Source organism: Micromonospora sp. DT15, from assembly GCF_049841475.1.
In the GTDB taxonomy this organism is placed as follows: Bacteria; Actinomycetota; Actinomycetes; order Mycobacteriales; family Micromonosporaceae; genus Micromonospora.
In genome coordinates this window covers 512,101-534,308 of sequence record NZ_JBNCKJ010000003.1, presented here as the reverse complement: position 1 = coordinate 534,308, position 22,208 = coordinate 512,101, and the positions used below count along the sequence as shown (strand labels likewise).

Genomic DNA, 22,208 nt, shown 5'->3' with positions numbered 1-22,208 from the left:
GCCGGCCACATCACCGGTGGTGGTTCAGCTGGCGTAGGCCTCCAACTCCCAGAGCGAGTGGCCATATCCGGTGCCCCGGGCCGTGCCAAGGATCCGCAGGTAGCGGCCGTTGGCACCGAGGGCGGTGTGCTCGTCCACGCCGCCGTCGGCCCCGGTCACCGTCTTCACCGTGGTCCAGGTGGTGCCGTCGTTCGACGTCTGGATCTGGTACGCGCTGCTGTACGCCGCCTCCCAGCTCAGCTTGACCCGACCGATCGCGGTGGGGCTGCCGAGGTCGACGCGGATCCACTGGGGGTCGGAGAACGTGCTCGACCAGCGGGTGGTGAGGCTGCCGTCGACCGCCTGGGCGCCGGACACGTCGGCCCCCTCGTTGCTGGACGTCGACGTCGGCTTGTTCAGCAGCAGGTTGCCGCCGGGCGGACCGGTTCCACCGCCGCCGCCGTACACCTCGAACTCGAACAGCGAGTAGCCCCAGGCGGTCCCCCGGGTGGTGCCGAGGAGCCGGATGTACCGGCCGGAGCCGCTGAGCCCGGTCAGGTCGTCCACCCCGCCGTCACCGCCGGTCACCGTACGGATCGTGGTGAAGTTGACCCCGTCCGGCGAGGTCTGGATCTGGTAGCCACTGCCGTACGCCGCCTCCCAGGTCAGCTTGACCCGGTTGATGGCGTACGTGGCGCCGAGGTCAACGTCGATCCACTGTGGGTCCCCGAAGGCGCTGCCCCACCGGGTCCCGGCAACGCCGTCGAACGCGTTCGCCGCGGTGAACGCGCCCTCGAAGCTGGACGCGCGCGCCGGCTTGCCCCGGGCCAGGTTGGCGCCCGGCTCGGGATCCGGGTCTGGGTCCGGGTCAGGTCCGGGACCGCCGGGGCTGGTGGAGAGGGTGAACTCGTCGATGTCGAAGTACGGGCCGGTGCCCTTGAAGACCAGGAACAGGGTCCGGGTGCCGGTCGGGGCGGTGACCCCGCCGGTGACCGTGGCGAAGGTGGCGTACCCGCCGGTGGAGGTGACGGTGGCCGAACCGACGAGCGGGCCGGTGGGCGAGTCGACCCGCAACTCCAGCGTGCCGCCACCACCGGCCGGTGCGCCGACCCGGGCGCTGAACGACTGGACGCCCGTCAGGTTGTACGGGCTAAACGAGATCCAGTCGTTGTTGTCGACGTAGCCGACCGCCGCGCCGCCGTTGCCCGCTGCCCCGGCGACGATCTGGATGCCGGACGAGTCACCGAAGTGCTCGGCCTGGCGTACCCGAGGTTGCAGGACGGCCTGGGTGTGCGTGGTCAGCGCCGGCTGGCCGCCTCCACCCAGGTCGGTGTACTCGGCGTCGATGATGCCGAAGATGTTCGCCGCCGCGTCGTGCTCGCCGTCCTTCGAGGTCTGGATGACCCCGGTGCAGCCCTGCACGCTGCCGAGCTGGTGGCCGTGCGAGTCGTGGCCGAGGACGTAGTTCACCTTCACCCGGGCGCAGTTGATCGCGCCGTCCTGGGCGTCGGTGACAGTCACGGAGAACGGCACGGCGTCCCCGAAGGTGAAGGTCTGCCCGTTCAACGGGGTGTTGACGGTGACCACCGGGGCGCTGTTGCCGACAGTGACGACCACGCTCGCGGTGGCCGTCTTTCCGGTGGTGTCCCGGACCGTCAGCGTCGGGCTGCGGGTTCCGTTCGTGGTGTACGTGAAGCTCGGGTTCGCCGCGGTCGAGTCGGTGGTGCCGTTGTTGTCGAAGTCCCAGGCGTAGGTGAACGGGTCCCCGTCCGGGTCGAGGGTGCCGGCCGAGGAGAAGGCCACTGTCAGCGGCGCGGTGCCACTGGTCGGGGTGGCCGAGGCCCTGGCGATGGGTGCTCTGCCCTCGCGGGCGTACTCGATGCGGTAGAGCGCCGAGTTGGCGTCGCCGTTGAACCAGCCGGTGCCGTAGTCCAGCACGTAGAGCGCGCCGTCCGGGCCGAACTCCATGTCCATGACCTGGGTGCCGGTCCACGGGAACGGGTTGATCTTCAGCGGTTGGCCGGACGCGTCGAGCTTGATGTTCTTGATCCAGCGGCGACCGAACTCACCGGCGAAGTAGGTCCCGTCGTAGTACTCGGGGAACGCCACGGGCGAGGTGTTGTTGCGGTCGTACCGGTAGACCGGCCCGCCCATCGGCGAGAGGCCACCGCCGGTGAACTCCGGCGGCGAGCCGGAGCCGCCGTACGGCAACCAGGCCGGAACGGCCGGCGGCAGCTGGGTGATGCCGGTGTTGTTTGGCGAGTTGTTCACCGGCCCACCGGCGCAGTTGAACTTCGCCCCGGACGGCCCGGACGGGAAGGTGTAGTCGTTGTAGGCGTCGTTGCGGGCGGTGCAGTACGGCCAGCCGTAGAAGCCGGGCCTGTCGATCCGGGCGAACTCGACGTTGCCCGCCGGCCCCCGGTTCGGGTCGGCGGTGCCCGCGTCGGGGCCGTAGTCACCGAGGTAGACGATGCCGGTGGCCTTGTCCACGCTCATCCGGAACGGGTTGCGGAAGCCCATCGCGTAGACCTCCGGGCGGGTCCGCGCGGTGCCCGGGGCGAACATGTTGCCGGCCGGGATGGTGTAGCCGCCGGTCGCGCTCGGCTTGATCCGGAGGACCTTGCCGCGCAGGTCGTTGCTGTTCGCCGACGTGCGCTGCGCGTCGAACGCCGGGTTACGCCCCGCCCGCTCGTCGATCGGGGTGAAGCCGGCCGAGTCGAACGGGTTGGTGTCGTCGCCTGTGGACAGGTAGAGGTTGCCGGCCGCGTCGAAGTCCATGTCACCACCGACGTGGCAGCACATGCCCCGGCTGGTCGGCACGTTGAGGATCAACGTCTCGCTGGCCAGGTTGATGGTGTTGTCCGCGTTCACAGTGAACCGGGCCAACCGGTTGACGCCCTCCCAGACGGCGAACTGGGCCGGCGTGCCCTCGGCGGGCGCACCACCGCCAGGGGTGCTCAGTGGTGGGGCGAAGTACGCGTACACCCAGCGGTTGGTGGCGAAGTTCGGGTCGGCCTTGATGCCCTGCAAACCCTCTTCGTCGCCGGTGTAGACCGGCAGGGTGGCGGCGATCTTGGTGTTGCCGGCGGCGTCGGTGTGCCGGATCACGCCGTTGCGGGAGGTGTGCAGCACGCCCCGGTCGGGCAGGACGGTGAGGCTCATCGGCTCGCCGGTCTCGGCCGCGCCCTTGGCCAGCTCCACCTGCTGGAAGCTGCTGGTGACGGTGGGGCCACAGTCGGCGTCGACCGCGCCGGCGGCCGTCCGGATGCCGCCGAGCAGGTGCTGACGGAAGTTCGCCTCGGTGTACGACGCGTCGGTGTGCCCCAGGCCGGTGTACCAGGCTCGGCCGCCGGAGTAGTTCTGGCACCAGGAGATCGGGTGGTCGGCACCCATGCTGCCGCCGGTGTAGGTGGTCTCGTCCAGGGTGGCCAGCACGTGCGCGTTGCCCCGGGGGTTGGTCCGGTAGTTGTACAACTCGTCGAACCGGCTCCACCGCTGCGGCAGCCCCGCTGTGGACGGGTGCACCTGGTCGGCGACCTTGACCGTGACGTTCTGCTCGGCCGGGTGCGAGGCGAAGTACGCCCCGACCAGTCCCCCGTACCACTGCCAGTCGTACTCGGTGTCGGAGGCGGAGTGCACGCCCACGTAACCGCCGCCGCCGGTGATGTAGCGCTCGAACGCGGCCTGCTGGGCGGCGTTGAGAACGTCACCGGTGGTGGAGAGCCAGATCACCGCGGCGAACCGGTCCAGGTTGGCGTCGGTGAACTGGGCGGCGTCCTCGGTGGCCTCGACGGTGAAGCCGTTTGCCGCACCGAGTTGCTGGATCGCGGCGATGCCCGGGGTGATGGATCCGTGCCGGAACCCGGCGGTCTTGCTGAAGACCAGCACGGTGAACGGTGCGGCACTGGCAGTGGGTGGCGAGGCGACGATGCCGCCGGCCACGAGGATCGCGCTCAGCGCGAGGCCGAGCCACGATCTCAGGGATCTGCGCACAGTGGGGTCCTTTCGCGGTGCGGGGGGACGGCGTGCGCCGATCACGCCAGGCGGTGGTGGGACGAGATATGTGAATGCATCGTTGCGGTCGGATCACGGGCGCGTCAAGCACTCTCCCAGCATCCGTGAGAGCGTTATCTCCGCAGGTCAGGCGCGACTGTGTGAAGTGAGATCGAATAACGGTTTTCGGGCCACGATCCATCAGTCGGGGGCTCCGGTGCCGACACCTGCGCCTGAGTCGCCGTCATCGGCGGTTAGGCAAGGCTGTCCTACACAAACGCCCCAAAAGATAGGGAATTGTCCGGTCGGAGCCGGGTATGGAGATGACCCGGTGCCACCGACGGAAGCGAGATCCCCATGACCGACATGCTGGAGATGCCGCGGGTACACGAGTGCACAGTCACCGACTGCGGCTACAACCACGACGGCTGCCACGCGTTCGCCATCACCATCGGGCAGCAGAACGCCAGCTGCGCCACGTTCATCGACACCTCGGCGAAGGGCGGGCTGGACCGCGTCATCGCCCAGGTCGGTGCCTGCAAGCGGTCCGACTGTCAGCACAACGCCGAGCTGGAGTGCCACGCGCCGTCCATCCGGGTGGGTCCGGGTCAGGACATCGCGGACTGTCAGACGTACGAGCCGCGCTGATCCCGGCGCGACACGAGTGAGGGACGGCCTCCACTGCCGTCCCTCACTCGCGTCCGATGCCGACCAGGCAGGTGCTCAGCGCCCGCCCGCGGCCAGCTCGGCGATCATCCCCTCGCAACTGCGGACGACGACCTGAGCGCCACGGCGCTGTGCCAGCGGGAGCAGAGGATCCTCCGCCCGGTCCCGCCACCGCCACTGCGCCTCGGCGGCGACCTCCCAGAGTTGCCGCACGTCGGCCTCATGCTCGACACCGAGCCGAGCCGCAAGGCCCACCCCGTCGCCGCCGACCAGCCGTTGCGCCTCGGCGGCCAGCTCCGCGTCGAACCCCAGCCGGGTGTTCCGCAGCGCCACCAGCAGGCGCAGCTCCCGGAACTCGTGCGCGCCGGCGAGGATCTGCTCCACCGCGCCGACCAGCTCGGCGGAGCCCCGAGTCGGCTCGGCCCGCAGCAGCGCCTCCACCGCGGCCAGCGCGGACCGCGCCTTGAGGGCGTCGCGGCGATCGATGAAGGACCGCGTCAGCGACTCACGCAGCTCGGTGAGACCACTTCGCCGAATCAACTCGGCGGAGAGCTTCACCCGGCTGTCGAACCCGCTGCGCACCAGCGTGGCCGCCAGCCGGACACCGAAGATCCCGAACCGGCCCAGCAGCGCGGCGCGTACCTCGGTGTCCAGCCGTACCGGCAGCTCGCCGCTGAGGAAGCGGTCGGCGGAGATGAGGTGGGTGTCCAGCTCCGCCCGGGGCACCTGAGCCACTGTCGCGAGCGCGGCGAAATCGGATTCACCGAGCAACCGGCCGGCCAGGCCGATCATGCCGCTGCACGCCACGACGTTGACGCTGAGCGCGTTCACCCTCGGGTCGCGGTAGTGCCGGCGAGCGAGCTGTCGGGCCGTGAGCAGGCCGTCGATCCGGCCGCCACCGGTCTCGTCGGCGCGGGACAGCACCACGATCACGTTGACCGGAGCGGACTGCCCGACGGCACTGTCCCGTGCGGACTCCAGCACCCGCAGGTCGCTGTCGCGACCGTCGCGGGTCAGGTACAACACCGCGTCCGAGTCGCGCAACACCCGCTCCAACACCGGTGCCCGGCCCTGCTCGGCGCCACCGGTGACCGCCGGAGTGTCGATCAGCGTGATCTGTCGCAGCGCCCGCGTCGGCCACCGCACGACGATGTCCCGCACCTCCCCCGCGCCCCAGCCCAGATCCACCCGCAGCCCGGTCGCCGACTTCACCACCGCCAACTCCTGCGGCGGCTGCCCGACCGGGTAGGCGGTGGCACGCGGCGCGGCACCGTCCTCGTACCAGGTGAAGGCCCCGTCCGCCCGCTCGACCGGCGCGACCTCCTCACCCATCAACGCGTTGAGCACCGTCGACTTACCCGATCGCCACGGGCCGACGATGGCGATCCGCAGCGGCTGCTCCAACCGGGCCACCTGTTGCCGAAGCTCGGCGACAGCCCGGGGATTGTCCTGGTACAGCTCGATGGCCTGGTGCAGCAACCCCCACGCCGCCTCGTCCAGGCGCACTCCCACGGTCATGCCTGCGGCTCCAACAGCAGCGGGGCGGAACGGGCGCCGGTCAACTGCTGAGCCTGCTCGTACACCGCCGCCAACCTGGTCATCTTCAGCCGGATCTCGCGCTGCCGCTGCTCGCGCACCGAGGCATCGGTGTCGGCCTCCTGCTTCGCGCTGCGGAACGACTGCACGATGGCCTCCTGCAGCTCCTCGGTCAGCCCCGTGAAGTGGTCGCGCAGCATCCGCTGCACCTGCCGGGCGGCGTCGCGGCAGTCTCGGATGATCCGGACGAAGAAATCGTCGACATGCCGCTGAATGGCCGTCTTGACCGTCGCCTGCCGCCGACGGAGCAACTGCTTGCTCTCGTCACGGATGCTCTTGCCGCCGAAGAGCGCCCCGATGCCGACCGAAACCGGATTGATCATCGGCATGCCGGCCAGGGTGGTCGCCAGACCGAACATCAGCATGCCGCCGTACGAGCCCTTCATGCCCGTGAACAGCTTCTGACCGGTGGTGAACCTGTCGATCGTCGGCCGTTGCAGGTCGGGCAGTCGCTCGCCGATGTCGTCCGGCATCGTCATCGACCAGGGCGGCAGCACGTCGTAGCCGTACCTGTCGAAGTTGGCGGCCACCCGCCGGGCGATCCAGTCACAGCGCTGGATCAGCCACTCGTGGTTCGCCTCCGCCGCCTCCACCAGGCTCCGCTCCAGCCAGTCCTGGAAGGTGTCCCAGGCGACCAACGGGTCCGCGGTGTCGAACGCCTCGTCCACCGCGCGCAGGATCTGTCTGGTCCGGTCACGCAGGTCGTACTCAAGGTCGGCGAGCAGGTCGGTGATCTCGTCGGTCAGCGTGTTCTGCCACCGGGTGGAGCACCGGCGCAACTCGTCGACCTCGCGCTGCGCCGCGTGCAGACGGGAGATCGGCCCGGACTGCTCCTCGGCCTCCTGGGTCGCCAACTCGGCGCGCAGCGGCGCGGCCAACTGCTCCACCACCGTCCGGGCCACCGTCTGCACCGCCGCCCGAGCCAGGTGGTCGGCCTTGCCGGCCAGGTCACCTTGCAGGCGGGCGATCAACGCGGGGAAGCCCGACTCGGCGTTGAGCCCACGGTCGTCGGCGGCGGCCGCGCGCAGTCGCAGCGCCGCCGAAACCGGGATCAGCGTCGCCGGAACCCCCGCCTCGGCCAGGTGCTGCCGGTTGCGCTCGGCGACAGTCCGCCAGTCCGCCACCAGATCGGTCTTGCTCTGCACCACCACCACGTTCGGATGCGAACGCATGATGTGCAGCAGCATGTTCAGCTCGGCGACCGACAACTCCCGAGTGGAGTCGGAGACCAGCAGCACGGTGTCCGCGCGGGCCGGCGCGGCGACCGGAGCGGCGGCGCCGATGCCGGCGACCTCGTCGGTGCCGGGAGTGTCCACCAGCACCAACCCGGCACCGAGCAGCGCACGGGGCACTCCGATCTCGACGTACGCCGGGCCGCCGCCCGGCCGACGACCGACCAGGCCGGCCACGCCCGCCGCGACCTGGTTGAGCGCCACCGGGGTCCGCTCGACGGCCATCGCGTCGGCGGCGCCGGTGGGGTGCCCCGGGGCTGATGGTGGCGCCTGCGCCACCGCCGCGGTGGGGGCCTCGGCGTGCCGCACCACGGTCGGCAGGACTGTCGTCCGGCCGTCGCCGACCGGGCAGGCCGGAGCGTTGATGATCGCGTTGATCAGCTGACTCTTGCCCTGGTTCGGTTCGCCGATGACCAGGACACGCAGCGTCGGGTCCAGCAGTTGCGCGCGCTTCTGCCGCACCGTCTGAAGTAGGTCACCGCGACCGTGTGCACTGCACGTGCGGGCGATTTCGTCCAGCACGTCCAACCAGATCCCGGCCATCACCGCACCAAGTGTGCGGATTTCGGCTCAATTATCAAGAGGGACCGGATGTGGAACCGGGAAGGGCCGGATCGCCCGAGACGATCCGGCCCTCCGCTCCGACCGGGATTCCGGATCAGAGCAGACCGCCGGTGATACCCAGCAGCCCGTGATCGGACGAGGCGTGCGAGTCGCCGCCGAGCACACCATCGGTGACCCCACCGGTCACGTCACCGACCGTGTCGGTGACACCGGGGAGGAGGCTGTCCACCTGGTGCGTCACGCCGCCCACCGTCGACGACACGTCGAGCGGCGGGACCCCGCCGACGATGCCGTCGCCGTGCCCGAGGCCCAGCCCGCCAAGGGTGTCGTCGACACCGAGGGAGCTGACGACCCCGCCGAGCTGACCGTGGGTGCCGGAGAGGACACCGCCGGTCAGGTCGCCGCCGATCAGGTTCGAGTCGGTGACGCCGAGCAGACCGCTCGGGTCGCCGACGGTGCCGGTGACGTCCCCGAGCACCGGGTCAGCGATCGCGTCCACCGGCTGCACCACGTCGGCGTCGAGGGTGTGCGCCACGTCGGAGACACCGGCCAGGTCGGTGTCGAGGCCGGACGGGCCGACACCCAGACCGATGCCCGGCAGCACGGTGACCCCGGCGGCGGCGGTCGACGGGTCGACAGCGATGGCGCCGAGCACGCCGGCCTTGACGTCCACGCCACTGGGCGAGCTGGTGACGCTGATCTGCTGCGCCACGCTCTGCAACTGACCCACCACGTCGGTGGTGTCGGTGAGCAGCGGGTCCAGCCCGAGCTGCCCGACCGGCGAGGCCAACGGCGCGAGACCGGCACCCGGCGCGTAGTCGACGACCAGCGGTACGACGTCCTGCACGTCCGCAGCGGTGATGTCGGTGAGCCCGGCGCCCCGCAACGCACCCTCGGGGTCGAGGTCGAAGGCCGACCGCGCATCCGGGTTCGTCAGTAGGTCGAGCACGAAGTCGTGGAGCGTCTGCTGCGAGTCCATGTGCCGGTTCTCCTCGGATGTGGCTGTGGCGGGGTGTCGTACGTCGACGGTGACGACGCTATTGCCGGGGCTCACCCCCGGGCATCGGGGCTGAGCCCGCATCCGGGTCGGTTGAACTAGGGGCTGCGCCACCTCGTACGTTAGGGGGACAGGGGGAAACCGTCCCGACGAGATTAGGGTCCCGACCAGGGACTGATCTCTGGTACGAACGTAGGAGCCCGCGGGGTTCGCCGGGGGTGGGTCGTCGGGCAGCCGACGCCATCGCCACCGACCGGCTGACTCACGGGGAGAGACAGAGACGATGCCGTACGTCCTGGGGATAGACATCGGAAGCAGCAACACGGCCGCCGCCGTCGCACGGCGCCGCGGCGCAACCTGGACCCGTCCCGAAGCCGTCCCGCTGAGCGCCGGCTCACCTCTCATACCCTCGGTGCTGTGCCTGGTCGAGGACGGTTCGCTGCGCGTCGGCGAGCCGGTGACCGACGACGGCAGCCGCACCACCCGGGACTTCGTCCACCGGATCGGCGACGACGTGCCGGTGCTGCTCGGCGGCGAACCGTGCGCGCCGCAGACGCTGACCGCCGAACTGGCCGCGTGGGTGGTCGAGCGGGTCCACGCCCTGGAGGGCGGGGCGGCCGAGGCGATCGTGCTCAGCCACCCGGCAGGGTGGCGCCCCTACCGGCGGGAGGTGCTGCACCGGGCCCTGTCGGACCTCGGCCTACGGCACGTGACGTTGCTACCCCGCACGGTCACCGTCGCCGAGAGCCACGCCGCTCGGGGGTTCGCGGGAAGCACTGCCGTTGTCTACGCCCTCGGGGGCAACAGTTTCGAGGCGGCTCTGGTGCGCCGCACCCCGCGTGGCACGTACGAGACGTTCGGCACCCCGCAGGGTCTCGACTCGATCGGTGGCGCCGACTTCGACGAGGCGCTCGCCGAGCATGCCCGTACCGTGCTGGCTCGGGAGTTGGCCGCGACCGGGCGTCGCGGGGCCCAGGCCGCGCTGCGCGGGCTGCGCGCGGAGTGTGACCGGGTCAAGCGGGTGCTGACCGTCGACCTCACGGCCGACGTGGTGCTGACCCTGCCGAGCGGCCCGGCGCGGGTGCCGGTGACCCGGGCGCAGTTCGAGGCCATGATCCGCCCGACGGTGCAGGCCACCGTCGACCTCCTGCTCCGGGCCGTGCGCAGTGCCGACCTGACCCCGGCGCAGCTCGACGGCGTCCTGCTGGCCGGCGGCTCCACCCGGGTCCCGCTGGTGACCGAACTGATCGGCGCGGCTCTCGCGGTGCCCGTCGAGGTGGAGCCGGACGCACAGTTGACCGCCGCCACCGGGGCGGCGATGGCCGCCTGCCAGGTGGTGTCACCACGCCCTCGCCAGCAAGCGCCGGCCCGAGTTCCGGCCCCGGTCAGCGGCGCCGGGCGGGCCACCCTCCCGGCACCACGCCGCGCTCATCACACCGTTCCGGGCGATCCGCCACCGCGGCCCCCGGTCCGGGTCCTCCCACTGGAACTGCCGAAGCCGTCCCGCCTGGCGCTGGCCCGCGGCCGCGGACGCGAAGGATGACCCCGATGATCATGAATGACCTCGCCGCACCAGGGTTGATCCTGGACAGGGGGTTGCAGGCGCTACTGGACACGGTCGCGCAGGACCCGAGCGGCCCACTCGCCGTCGGCGTCGCCGGCCCGGCCGGTCACGGAAAGACCGCGTTCCTTACCGAATTGGAGCGCGTTCACCAGCGCGCCGGGATCGCCGTCCGCACGGCCGCCCCGGAGCCGGATGAGTCGGTCGACCCCGACACGGTGGTGCTGGTCGACGACGCGCACCTGCTCGACGACGCACGGACCGAAGCGCTGCTGCGTCTGGTCGCGGGCCGGCGACACCGGCTGGTGGTCGCCCACCGCCCGTGGCCCCGTTCGGCGGCGTTCAGTGAGCTGGTCGACGCTCTGCGACGCGACGGGCAGGCCGTGCTGCTCACACCGTTCACCCGGGAGCAGACCGCCGCCCATCTCGCCACCACGCCCGAGCTGGGCCGCCCGGCCGACCTGGTCGACTTCGTCCACACGCAGACTGCCGGCGTACCCCGGGACGTGGCACGGCTGGCCCGCGGCCTGGCCGGCGCGGAGATTCGGACCGGCACGGTGGACCCACCCCGCTCCGTCATCCTCGAATTCGGGCCGGACCTGGACGTCCAGCCCGCCGGGGTACGGCGACTGCTGCTCGCTGTCGCGGCCGGCGGGGCGCTGCCGGTGAGCATGCTCGGCGCGCTGCTGGGCCGGGACCCGGCCGGAGTGGACGAACTGATCGCCACGACCAGGGCGGCCGGGCTTCTCGGCGCGGACGGCCGGCTCGCACCGATCGTCCGGCGGGCCGTCGCGACACTCAGCCCCACCACCGAGCGGACAGCGGTCTGGCGGGGGCTCACCGAGTTGCAGCTCGCCCGGGGTGGGGCGGTGCTGCCGCTGGTCCGTTCGCTGCTCGCGCTCGGCGCGCTCGGCGACTGCCCGGCCGCGACCCTGGCCGCTGCGGCGGACGAGGCGCTGGCCGACGAGCCGGCGTTCGCCGCCGAGCTGTTCGCGGCGGCCACGGCGGCCGGCCGGCCGCCCAACGCACGGCAGGCGCTCGCCGCCGCGCTCGCCGGTGACCTCGACGACGCGCTTCGGCTGGCGGACCGACTCCTGGCCACGGCCGCTCCCCCCGATCGCTCCGAGGCGGCCGTGGTCGCCGCCACCGCCCTGGCCCACCGTGGTCACATCGGTCGCAGCGTCGAGCTGTTCCGGTGGTCGGGCACCGCCTCGGCGGCGGCGTTCGCCATCGTCGGCGGGTTGGCCATCGGCGACCCGGCCGCCAGCACCGAGTCACCGGCGGGCGACCCGGCGGGCGAACCCCCGACCCTGCACGCCAGCGCCGCCCGACTGATGGCCAACGGTGTACGGGAGAGCGTGACCGGCCCGCCGACTGCCGCGCTCTCCGCGCTCGTGCAGGCCGCCGCGCTGCTGGAGCCGGACGGCCGGGCGGCGCTGCTGCCGGACAGCCCGGCGGCACTCGCCGCGTTGACGGCGGTGCACTGCGGTGAGCTGGAAATCGCCGAGCGGGTGCTGCACCGCGCCCTGGGCGCCGGTGTCGGCGGCCCGCTGATGGCCCGCCGCCACCGGCTGTTGCAGGCCTGGATCCTGATGGTCCGTGGCGAGATCCACGCCGCTGGCGAGCGGCTCGCCACTGTGACGCTCGACGGGCGGCCACTGGAGTCACGCGACCAGCTCTTCGCCGCCGCGATCCGGATGGGCATCGGCCGGCGCAACAGTGACCTCGGGGCGCTCAAGCGTGGTTGGGAGCAGGCACTGGAGGCCGTGGTGCGGCATCCCGTCGACCTGTTCACCCTGCTGCCGTTGGGTGAGCTGGCCATCGCGGGCGCACGGCTGGGTGACCTGGCCCGGCTGGAGCCGTACCTGCACCAGGGGCGTGAGCTCCTCGACCGCCTCGACAATCCACCATTGTGGAGCGTTCCGCTGCACTGGAGCGGGTTGCACGCCGCCATCCTGACCGGCGAGCCGACGATCGCCGACGGACACGTCACGGCGTTGCTGGCCGCCGCCGGCCACAGCCGGTACGCGGCAGTGGTCGCCGCAGCCGCGGAGAGCTGGGTGGAGGTGCTCCGGGGTGTCGTCGACCCGATCCGGGTGGAGGCCGCCGCCCGAGGGCTGCACGACACCGGGTTGTGCTGGGACGGCGCCCGCCTCGCCGGGCAGGCCGCCATCCGCACCGCGGACCGACGGGCGATGACCACCCTGCTGGAATGCGCCCGAGCGTTGCAGGGGCGGCCCTCCAGCGGGCAGAGCGGGCAGACACCGACGGTCGGTGCGAGCACGGCGCGGGTCGCCGGGCCCACCCAACACGGCCTGAGTGACCGCGAGTACGAGGTCGCCGAGCTGGTGCTCGCCGGCTTGACCTACCGGGAGATCGGCGATCGGCTCTTCATCTCGGCCAAGACCGTCGAACACCACGTGGCGCGGATGCGTAACCGACTCAACTGCGCCAACCGCACCGAACTGCTGGCGCTGCTGCGCACCCTCGTCGCCGATCGGGCCAGCGACACGGCCGGGCAACCATGGCCGCAGCGGGCGACCCGATGACCCGTGACGACGTCCGGCTGATCCGGACCAGGCTGGCCGTGCTGGCCGCCGTGCTGGTGACGCTCTGGTCGTACGCGGCCTACGTGTCCAGCCAGGATGCCGTCGACCTGCTGCGCGTCCGGGCGCTGGCGGACACGCTGGGCCAGCCCATCGACCGCCTGATCCTGAGCCTCCAGACGGAACGCCGGATCACCGCCGAGACGATCGCCGGTGCGGGGCAGACGACGCCCGCGCTGGTCGGGGCCCGGGAAGGCACCGACCGGGCCGCCGCCGAGATCCGCGAGTTCACCAAGGGCCGCGACCTTCGGCTGCTCAGCGCCGGCACCGTCCGCGACCGGGCCGGCGAGCTGGTCCGCCGGCTCGACGGCCTTGGCACGACCCGGTCCCGGGTCGACACCGGGGGGCTCGACCAGGGCGCGGCAGTCGACGGGTACGACGAGGTCATCGACGTCGCCTTCGGGGTGTACGGCCCGGAGTGGGGCGCGTACGAGAGCGGGTTGGCAGCCGACACCCGCGCGGTGATCGCTCTGGCCCGCGCCCGGGAGTTGCTCGCCCGGGAGGACACCGCGGTCAGCGCGGGCCTGGCCGCCGCACGGCTCAGCGCCGACGAGCAGCGCCGGCTGAGTGCGCTGGTCAGCATCCAGCGGTACGCGCACACCGAGGCCGCGGCCGGGCTCCCGCCCGACGGCCGGGCCGAGCATCAGCGCCTCGCGGCCGGCCCCGAGTTCGCGGCCCTGCTCGCCCTGGAGGACCGGCTGCTGCTCCAGGGCGGCGCCGCCAACGCCCTGGCCGGTCTCACCGTTCAGGACTGGCGGGCCGCGGCGGACGCCGCCCTCGGCGCGCTGCAGACGGTGGTGACGAACACCGCCCGCGGCAGCGTCGAGCGGGCCACCCCCGGTGCCGCCATCCTCATCGCGCGTACCGGGGCGGTCGTGGGGCTCGGCCTCATCGTCGTGCTCGTGCTCCTGCTGAGCTGGGCGGGCACCGTCCGACGCCTGACCGACGAACTGATCGGGAGCGGCACCGACCTCCCGACTCCGTTACCGGGCACGCCGGCCCCGCCCCCGACGCAGGCGACGCCGGAGGCTGACACCGAGCGGGAGCTGTTCCTGGGGCTGACCCGACGCAACCAGGTCCTGCTGCGCGACCAGCTCAGCCTGCTGGACGGGATGCAACGTCGGGAACGGTCCACCGAGGAGACCGGCGAGCTGTTCCAACTCGACCACCTCACCACCCGGGTCCGCCGCAACGTGGAGAAGCTGATCACCCTGGCCGGCGCGACACCCGCCCGCCGCTGGCGACGCCCGGTGCCGCTGCTCGACGTGGCGCGCGGCGCGGTCGCCGAGGTGCCGGACTACCACCGGGTCCTGATCGCGCCGCACTGGCCATGGTCGCTCGCGGGCCCGGCCGTCACGGACGTCATCCACCTGCTGGCGGAGCTGATCGAGAACGCGCTGGCCTTCTCCGGGGCGGAGACCACAGTGCGGGTCAGCGGCGAACAGCGACCGCAGGGATGTGCCGTGATCGTCGTCGACGACGGGCCGGGCCTTGACGCCGCCGCGCTGGCCGAGGCGAACCACCTGCTCGGCAGTCCGCCGCCGGACGGCCCGCCCCCGGGCCGCGCCGGCTGGTACGCGGCCGCCGTACTGGCCGACCGATGCGGTGCCCACGTCTCGCTGCGCCCCAGCCGGCGCGGCGGGACGGCCGCTGTCGTGCTCCTACCCTCCCGGCTGATCACGGTCACCGGCAGCGGCGGTATCCCGGCCAACGCACCACCCGACAGCCCGTACCCATCGGCCCACACCGGCGCCGACCTGACCGACCCCGTCGGCGACGGCGCGCTGCCGACGCGGGTCCGCCACCCCGGGCCGAACGGCCCGGAACACGTCCGGACCAGCCTCGACACGGTTGAGTTGCCGGTCGCCAGAACAGCGAGGAGACAACAATGACGTCTGCAGTGGTCACCGAGGGCGGCCTGACCGACGCCCTGAACGACCTGGTCGACCGGGTGCACGGTGCGGAGTTCGCAGTGGTGCTCTCACCGGACGGGCTGCCGCTGGGTGGCTCGCGGCGGGTGGGGGCGAAGCTGGCCGAGCAGATCTCCGGCGTGGTCGCCGGACTGATCGCGTTGGGGCTGGCCGCCACCCGGACCTGCGAGGCGGGTGAGCTGCGTCAGGTCGTGGTGCAGATGTCGCGAGCGTTCCTGTTCATCGCCACCATCCCGAACGGGACCATCCTCACCGTGCGGATCGCCGGTGACGACGTCGAGGTCGGTGACATGGCGTACGAGGTGGCGCTCTTCGTGGGGCAGGCCGAGCAGCACCTGCCGATCACGCTGGGCCCGGCCTCCTCGGTGACGATCGGGGACACAGGTGCACTCCAGCGGCGCCACTGACGAGGCTTGGTACGACGACGACGCGGGCCCGGTCGCCCGGCCCTACACGATGACCGGGGGGCGTACCGCGCCCGCACGCGGCCAGTTCGACCTGATCTCGCTGGTCGTCGCCCGGCGGGGGGTTACCCCTCCCACGCCGCTCTTCCCCGAACAGGCGCGGATCGTCGAGCTGTGTCACCATCCAGTGTCGGTGGCCGAGGTGGGTGCCGAGTTGGATCTTCCGCTGGGGACGGTCCGAGTGTTGCTCGGTGACCTGCTCGCGGCCGGGCTGATCGAGACGCACGAACCGCCGATGCTGTCGGAGCTGCCGACCGAGGACCTGCTCGAGGCGATACTCGTCGGGCTTCGCGGGTTGTGACCGGGCAGCCGCCACCCGCGACCCGGACGGATCGTGGGCACGCACCCGGCGACGAACTGAAAGAGAGACTGGCAGTGCCGGCAACACCACCCCAACCACGCCGTACCGTGGCGATCATCCTGCTGGATCGGGTCGTGGCCCTCGTCACGGCCGCACGGCGGGTGCTCACCGGTCGGGAGGACGTCTCGCGGGCCACCTGGGTGGCTGTCGTCGCGGCGCTCGGGGTGCTGATCGCGACGGCCGTGTCCGTCGTCGGGGTGCTGCGTACGCCGGAGAAGCTGACGCCGGTGACCCTCGACCCACCGCCGTCGGTCGAGCAGGTGGACGGGTCGCCGTCCGCCACCCCACGCGCGCAGGCGCGACCGGCGCTCACCAGCCCGGCGGTGGCCGCGCCCCCGTCCGCCTCGGCCTCGTCGGTCCCACCGGCCGTCGCGTCGTCGACCCGGCCCACGCCGACCGGCACCACCGCCGAACCCACCCCGGCGGCCCTGGGCGCGGACTTCGCCATCACTGACAATGCCCTGCTCAGCTACGGCGCGACAGTGACGATCAGCAATCCGGGCCCGGTCCCGGCACCGGGGTGGACGCTGGTCGTCACCCTGCCCCGGGAGTCGCTGGGGGTCAGCGGGGTCGAGGGGGCACAGGCCAGCCGGGACGGTGCGGTGTGGACGTTCGTGCCGGACCCGAACACCGGTCAGGTGCCCGGCAGCGCCTCGGTCCGGGTGACGTTCCGGGTCAATGGATCGTTGACCGGTGCCGCCCCCAGGGCGTGCACGATCGACGGGGTCGCCTGCTCCGGCCTGCCGAACTGACCGGTCCGGGACGCCCGGATCGAGCGCGGTACACCCGTCGTTCCGACGGCAGCCATGCTTGATTGATCATCAGTTCGGGCGTGCTTCGTACCGTCGCGACCATGACTGTCCCACCCGCATCACCGTCGCCGCGCCGCGCCGGGTCACGCCTCGGCGCCCTGGGTGCCCGGGCCGCCGCCGCCGTCGCCGCTCTCGCCGTCACCAGCGCTGCCGTCGCGGTCGCCGTCGCGACCTCGTCACCCGCCACCGCCGAGCCGGGCAGCGTCGTCGTCTCGGAGAACTTCTCGGCCGGGTCGCTGCCCGCCGGTTGGCACGCGGTCGACGGCACCTGGAAGGTCGAGAACGGCCGACTGTACGGAACCTCCGCCAGCTCCAGCGAGAACAACAAGATCACCTTCGGTCGGCACCTGAACGACTTCCGCCTCGAGGCGACCATGCGCTTCGAGGCAGTCTCGGCCGCCACCCGCTGGGCCTCGCTCGGCATCGACGTCCCCGCCAGCGGCGCGACCCCCTGGTGGATCGCCACCATGCGCAGCGGCACCACCGCCGCCAACGGGCTCGAATTCGCCCAGCGGACCACTGCCAACGCCTGGGTCGTGACGAACACCGCCTCCGCCCCGTCCGCCGCCGGCACCGGCCGGGACGTGCGCGTCGCCGTCGAGGTGCACGGCAACCAGGCCCGTTGGATCTTCGACGGGCGGGAGGCGATGCGGACCAGCAGCCTCCAGCGTTCCGCCGACGGCGTCCAGGGGCTCTTCGTCAACGGCGCAACAGTGTCGTACGACGACGTCACCGTCACCGAGCTGGCACCGAACGGCTACCTCCGCCCCGAGGGCAGCCCGTTCACCGTGATCGCCCACCGGGGCGCGTCCGCCGCCGCACCGGAGAACACCCTCGTCGCCCAGGAGATCGCCCGTAGGGGCGGCGCCGACTGGATCGAGAACGACGTCCAGCCGAGCAGGGACGGCGTCCCGTTCATCCTGCACGACGGCACCGTCGACCGGACCACCGACGGCACCGGCAACATCCGGGACCTGACCGCCGCGCAGATCAAGGCGCTCGACGCCGGCTCCTGGTTCGGCCCGCAGTACGTCGGTGAGCGGGTGCCCACCCTCGCGGAGCAGCTCGCCGACCTGCGGACGCGGGGTGGAAACCTGCTCGTGGAGATCAAGGGCAAGCACACCCGCGACGAGGTCGCCACGATCATCCAGGTGATCCGGGACGAGCAGATGATGGGCCGGGTCTTCATCCAGAGCTTCGAGGTCGACGCTCTGAAGTACACCTACGAGATCGCCCCCGAGCTGCCGCTCGGCCTGCTCCGCAGCACCCTGGACGCCGACCCGGTGGCGATCGCGAAGGAGCTGCACCTGACCGCGTACAACCCGGACGGCAACGCGCTGTTGGCCAAGCCCGAGGTCATCGCCCCGCTGCACGCAGCCGGGGTCGCCGTGATGGCGTGGACGATGGACTCCGCCGGCCTGTGGCAGCGGCTGGAGCGGATCGGCACCGATGCGATCATCACCAACCGGGCGGCGGAGCTGGTCGGCTGGAACTCGGCGTTCGTCCAGCGGGCCCCCGGCGACCCGACCGTGCAGATCACCTCGCCGACCGACGGGACTCGGCTGGACCGGGCGCAGTCACCGGTGATCGCGGTCGCCGCGACCAACGCCGACACCGTCAGCGTGACGCTGGACGGTAAGAAGTCGGCCGCCGGGCGCAAGCTCGACCTGGCCAAGCTGACCGCCGGCCGGCACACCATCACCACCGAGGCGACCGGGCCCGAGGGCACCGCCACGGCGACCAGCACCTTCACCGTGACAGTGAGCCAGGCTGGCCTCGGCTACCTGATCCTCACCTCGGGCGCGGACCCGGCCGCCGTCACGGCGATGACTATCAAACTGGCCCACGCCCAGTACGCCGAGCTGGCCACCTACGCCGACCGGCAGGCCGGCAAGCTGGTGCCGGCGGAGATCGCCAGCGTCATCGCCGCCGACGCCCGCACCCTCGCACTGAAGTAACGACTCGAAGGGTGGCGCTGGTCCGATGGGGTCAGCGCCACCCCTGTCCTCAGTGGATGCCGACCGGTGACCCGGCACGTTCGCCCCGCTGTCGTACCAGTGGCAGCGCCGGGGCCAACGCCAGCGCCATGCACAGGCCGCCGATGGGAAGCAGGTCGAGGGTGACCGCCGGCAGGACGATGCCGACGAGGAGCAGCGGCACGCTCCACCACGGCAGCCGCCGTCGGGCGGCGAGCATGCCCGTGAGCACGAGCAGGCCGAGGAAGAAGAACTGGGGTACGACGTCGTAGAAGGCCACCTCCACGCCGGGGATGTCCTTGAATTCCGCGCCGAGCCTCGACATCTCCGCCCGGTCCTCGGCCAGCAGCCCCTCGACAATGTCCGCGCCGAACTGCACCATCGTCGCGGCGAGGCCGACGAACGTGCCGGCCACCACCCCGGTGCGCCACGGGCTGCGGGGCAGCAGGCGGGACAGCGCGAGCACACCCGGGACGAAGCACACCATGCCGGCGAGGGCGGCCAGGTGGGCGGCCTGCCAGTCGAGCCCGGGGCCGTACACCCCGTCTGACTTTCCCCACAGCCGGATCAGGCCGTAGGCCACGATGCCGACCGGGCCGGCGATCACGTAGAGCGCAGCGCGTTTCATGCCAGTCAGCATGTGACCGTCGGCGACTGCCCGACCTCCGGGAGCTTCCCTCGGGTCGCCCTGGCTTTCGTCTCAGGTCTTCCACCGAGCAACCCCGAAGCTCTTCCACCGAGCGACCCCGGGACCTCGCGTTCAGCGTTCGCTGATGAGGGGGGCGTAGTCGCCGCGGGTGAGCGGCATGCTGGACAGGGAGCCGTCGGCCCGGGGCACACCCAGAGCCCTGCCGTCGCGCAGGAACGCCACTGTGGAGACGTCCTCGCGGCTGGTGAGGGTGCAGACGATCTGCCCGAAGGCGAGGACCTCGTCGCTGCGACCGCCCACCTCGGCGGGTTCGTCCACAGCGACGACGGCCCGCGTCCCGGTAACTGTCGCGAGGGCGGCGTTGACCGCCCCCGGCAGCGCGCTGGTCAGGTCGCTGTCCCGTTCGGCCCCGCTGGGCCCGGCGAGCAGGTGCCGCAACTGGTCCGCGATGCTGGGTGCCCTGTCGACGCGCCGGACCACGGGGACGATGCGGTTGTTCCGGACCAGGCAGAGCGTCTCGGCGGCGCTGCCGGCCGGTGCGGTGGTGTCGGCGGGAGCGGCGCTGCTCAGCGGCCCTCGCGGGGCCGGCACCGCACGTGGGGTGTCGTCGGTGGGGATGCCACATGCGGTCAGCAGCACAACGAGGGCCAGCGGGACGAGACGGCGGGGCTTCACGACAGGCTCCCCGGCAGGGTGACCCGGAAACGGGCGCCCCCGCCCGGACGGTCGGCGACCGTCACCTGCCCCGCGTGCGCGGCGGCGTGCTGCGCGACCAGCGCCAGCCCCAGGCCGGTGCCGTCGCCGGCGCCACGGGTGTGGGCGGCTCGCCCCCGGACGAACCGGTCGAAGATCGCCTCGCGGTCCTCGACGGGAACACCCGGACCGTCATCGTCGACCTCGACGACGCCGCTGTTCCCGTCCCGGTCCAGGCGAACAGCCACCGGGCCACCGCCGTAGGTGGCGGCGTTGTCGAGCAGGTTCGCCAGGATCTGGGCGACCCGCCGCCGCTCGACCTGCCATGTCGTGGGCACCTCCGGTGCCAGGCTGACGAGGGTGCCCGGCAGGTCGTACGCGTCGCAGGTCTCCCGGGCCAGCTCCACCACGTCCACCGGGGCACGGTGGGCCGGCTGGTCGCTGCGGGCCAGGTCGATCAGGTCGTTGACGAGCCGTTGGAAACGATCGATCTCGTCGGCGACGAGCCCGGCGGCGGTGGCGGTCCGTTCGTCCTGGTGCTCCCGACGGCGGGCCAGGACGCTGGCCGCCGCGGCGAGGGTCTGCAACGGGGACCGCAGTTCGTGGCTGACGTCGGCGGCGAACCGGCGGTCCCGTTCGATGCGCAGGGCGAGGCGGTCGACCATCTGGTTGAACGACGAGGAGAGGCGGGTGAGGTCAGGGTCGGTGGCCGGGTCGAGCCGGGCGGTGAAGTCACCGGCGGCGATCTTCTCGGCCGCGTCGGCGACCGCTGTCAGCGGTCGCAGCCCGTGTCGGGTGGCGTACCAGGCGAGGGCGGCGCCGGATCCGGCGACCAGCACCGCGACGCTGGTCAGCGCGAGGGCCAGCACCCGGAAGGTCTGCTCCAGCTCGCGCAGCGAGTTGACCTCGAAGTACGTCGCGGACGCGGACAACGGCACACCGACCACCAGGGCCGGTTGGCCGTCGACGCGGACACGCTGCACGGCCGGCTCCCCGGCGGAGACGACCCGGAGCAGCTCGTCGGGGATGGCGGCCGTGGTGCCGGGATCGGCGGCCCTCGCGTACCACTCGCCGTTGAGGTGCAGCACCGGTCGACGGCTTCCGCCGGTGTCCAACGACCGGAGCACCTCCACCACGTCCGGGGTGTCGGTGTCGAGGCCGGCATGCACCACCGCGGCGTCGAAGTAGGCGGCCCGCAGGGCGATGCGTTCGCGGTCGTCGAGCAGGGAACGGCGGGTCAACTCGTAGGAGATCAGGGCCATCGACGCCGAGAGCAGGAGCGCGCCGACGGCGAACGCGGCGGTCACCCGGGTACGTAGTCCGAGGCGTCTCATCGTTGCAACTTGTAGCCAAGGCCCCGCAGGGTGACCAGGTGCCGGGGGTTCGCCGGGTCCAGCTCGATTTTCTGCCGCAGCCGGCCGACGTGCACGTCGACGAGCCGTTCGTCGCCGCTGTCGTACCCCCAGACCCGTTGCAGCAACTGCTGACGCGACAGCACCCGACCGGCGTGCTCGGCCAGCTCACAGAGCAGCCGGAACTCGGTGCGGGTGACAGTGACCTGCTGGCCGGCGCGGCGCACCTCCCCCGCCTCCGGGCTGATCTCCAACTCGCCGAAGGCGACCGCCGGCACGGGCTCCGGCGTCGAGGTCGTGACCACCGGCCGGGCACGGCGGCGCAGAGCCCGCAGGCGGGCGGTCAGCTCCCGGATGGCCACGGGTTTGACCACGTAGTCGTCGGCGCCGGCTTCGAGGGCGGCCACGATGTCGTCGGTGCCGTCACGGGCGCTGACCACCACGATCGGCACGTCGTCGTCTCGGCGCAACTGTCGGATGCACTCGAAGCCGTCGAGGCCGGGCAGCATCAGGTCGACGAGCACGTAGTCGGCCGGGTGGTGGCGCTGGGCGCGCAGGCCCTCCTCGGCCGTGGCCGCGCCGAGGGCGTCGTAGCCCTCGTCCTCAAGTGCGAGCAGCAGCGCGAGCCGGATGCGGTCGTCGTCCTCGATCACCAGTACGGCCGTCATCCCGGAATCATCCTCGGCCGACCGCCGGGCGGCCAACCGTGCCCGCCGGCCGGCGGTTTTGTCACACAACTGTCACAGAGCCTTGCAGTGACCGCCAACCCCGCCCAG

16 protein-coding genes are annotated in these 22,208 nt (G+C 72.1%); 8 read left to right on the top strand and 8 right to left on the bottom strand.

Annotated elements, in window-relative coordinates; genetic code table 11:
• Positions 1 to 24: 24 nt before the first annotated feature.
• A complete protein-coding gene (locus tag ACLQ3F_RS09955) occupies positions 25 to 3,972 on the bottom strand; it encodes a ThuA domain-containing protein (protein ID WP_425848102.1) in 3,948 nt (1,315 codons plus the stop codon).
• A 357-nt stretch (positions 3,973 to 4,329) separates the two neighbouring features.
• Here ACLQ3F_RS09955 and ACLQ3F_RS09950 point away from each other — a divergent pair, with 357 nt between their 5' ends.
• Positions 4,330 to 4,620, top strand: a complete 291-nt coding sequence (locus tag ACLQ3F_RS09950) for a DUF1540 domain-containing protein (RefSeq protein WP_357205816.1) — start codon at positions 4,330 to 4,332, stop codon at positions 4,618 to 4,620.
• A gap of 75 nt (positions 4,621 to 4,695) precedes the next feature.
• On the opposite strand, the gene ACLQ3F_RS09945 is transcribed toward ACLQ3F_RS09950, so the two are convergent.
• The 3 genes from ACLQ3F_RS09945 to ACLQ3F_RS09935 all read right to left on the bottom strand — a co-directional run bounded on the left by ACLQ3F_RS09945 (position 4,696) and on the right by ACLQ3F_RS09935 (position 9,009).
• On the bottom strand, positions 4,696 to 6,156 hold the full coding sequence (locus tag ACLQ3F_RS09945) for a hypothetical protein (protein ID WP_357205819.1): 1,461 nt from the start codon (positions 6,154 to 6,156) through the stop codon (positions 4,696 to 4,698).
• Entirely contained in the window at positions 6,153 to 8,009 is a 1,857-nt protein-coding gene (locus ACLQ3F_RS09940) for a dynamin family protein (RefSeq protein WP_357261129.1), read from the bottom strand. Before ACLQ3F_RS09940 ends, ACLQ3F_RS09945 begins: the two co-directional genes overlap by 4 nt.
• Positions 8,010 to 8,124: 115 nt before the next feature.
• Positions 8,125 to 9,009 carry an IniB N-terminal domain-containing protein gene (locus ACLQ3F_RS09935; RefSeq protein WP_357205822.1) on the bottom strand — a complete coding sequence of 295 codons (885 nt, stop codon included), beginning with the start codon at positions 9,007 to 9,009 and terminating at the stop codon, positions 8,125 to 8,127.
• A 430-nt stretch (positions 9,010 to 9,439) separates the two neighbouring features.
• Between ACLQ3F_RS09935 and ACLQ3F_RS09930 the strand changes: the two genes are divergently transcribed.
• The 7 genes from ACLQ3F_RS09930 to ACLQ3F_RS09900 all read left to right on the top strand — a co-directional run bounded on the left by ACLQ3F_RS09930 (position 9,440) and on the right by ACLQ3F_RS09900 (position 18,720).
• Complete coding sequence (locus ACLQ3F_RS09930) at positions 9,440 to 10,570, top strand: Hsp70 family protein (RefSeq protein WP_425848097.1); 1,131 nt, start codon at positions 9,440 to 9,442, stop codon at positions 10,568 to 10,570.
• A 5-nt stretch (positions 10,571 to 10,575) separates the two neighbouring features.
• Positions 10,576 to 13,137, top strand: coding sequence for a LuxR C-terminal-related transcriptional regulator (locus tag ACLQ3F_RS09925; protein ID WP_425848096.1), 2,562 nt, complete (start codon positions 10,576 to 10,578; stop codon positions 13,135 to 13,137).
• The gene (locus ACLQ3F_RS09920) at positions 13,134 to 15,086 is read left to right on the top strand and encodes a nitrate- and nitrite sensing domain-containing protein (RefSeq protein ID WP_425848093.1); all 1,953 of its coding nucleotides are present in this window, start codon (positions 13,134 to 13,136) and stop codon (positions 15,084 to 15,086) included. Before ACLQ3F_RS09925 ends, ACLQ3F_RS09920 begins: the two co-directional genes overlap by 4 nt.
• Positions 15,083 to 15,532: a roadblock/LC7 domain-containing protein gene (locus ACLQ3F_RS09915; RefSeq protein WP_355006158.1), complete on the top strand. Its 450-nt coding sequence runs from the start codon at positions 15,083 to 15,085 to the stop codon at positions 15,530 to 15,532. Before ACLQ3F_RS09920 ends, ACLQ3F_RS09915 begins: the two co-directional genes overlap by 4 nt.
• Entirely contained in the window at positions 15,510 to 15,890 is a 381-nt protein-coding gene (locus ACLQ3F_RS09910) for a DUF742 domain-containing protein (RefSeq protein ID WP_357205895.1), read from the top strand. The genes ACLQ3F_RS09915 and ACLQ3F_RS09910 overlap by 23 nt, the downstream gene beginning before the upstream one ends.
• A gap of 107 nt (positions 15,891 to 15,997) precedes the next feature.
• Positions 15,998 to 16,702, top strand: coding sequence for a cellulose binding domain-containing protein (locus ACLQ3F_RS09905; RefSeq protein ID WP_425848091.1), 705 nt, complete (start codon positions 15,998 to 16,000; stop codon positions 16,700 to 16,702).
• 101 nt (positions 16,703 to 16,803) lie between these two features.
• Positions 16,804 to 18,720 carry a glycerophosphodiester phosphodiesterase gene (locus tag ACLQ3F_RS09900; RefSeq protein ID WP_425848088.1) on the top strand — a complete coding sequence of 639 codons (1,917 nt, stop codon included), beginning with the start codon at positions 16,804 to 16,806 and terminating at the stop codon, positions 18,718 to 18,720.
• Between the two features lie 49 nt (positions 18,721 to 18,769).
• Here the strand turns inward: ACLQ3F_RS09900 and ACLQ3F_RS09895 are convergent, their stop codons facing one another.
• From ACLQ3F_RS09895 to ACLQ3F_RS09880, 4 genes are all read right to left on the bottom strand, one after another.
• Positions 18,770 to 19,366 carry a hypothetical protein gene (locus ACLQ3F_RS09895; RefSeq protein ID WP_357260988.1) on the bottom strand — a complete coding sequence of 199 codons (597 nt, stop codon included), beginning with the start codon at positions 19,364 to 19,366 and terminating at the stop codon, positions 18,770 to 18,772.
• A 132-nt stretch (positions 19,367 to 19,498) separates the two neighbouring features.
• Complete coding sequence (locus ACLQ3F_RS09890; RefSeq protein ID WP_425848084.1) at positions 19,499 to 20,062, bottom strand: GerMN domain-containing protein; 564 nt, start codon at positions 20,060 to 20,062, stop codon at positions 19,499 to 19,501.
• On the bottom strand, positions 20,059 to 21,414 hold the full coding sequence (locus ACLQ3F_RS09885; RefSeq protein ID WP_425848082.1) for a sensor histidine kinase: 1,356 nt from the start codon (positions 21,412 to 21,414) through the stop codon (positions 20,059 to 20,061). Before ACLQ3F_RS09885 ends, ACLQ3F_RS09890 begins: the two co-directional genes overlap by 4 nt.
• Positions 21,411 to 22,100, bottom strand: a complete 690-nt coding sequence (locus tag ACLQ3F_RS09880) for a response regulator transcription factor (protein ID WP_357234268.1) — start codon at positions 22,098 to 22,100, stop codon at positions 21,411 to 21,413. Before ACLQ3F_RS09880 ends, ACLQ3F_RS09885 begins: the two co-directional genes overlap by 4 nt.
• Positions 22,101 to 22,208: the final 108 nt, after the last annotated feature.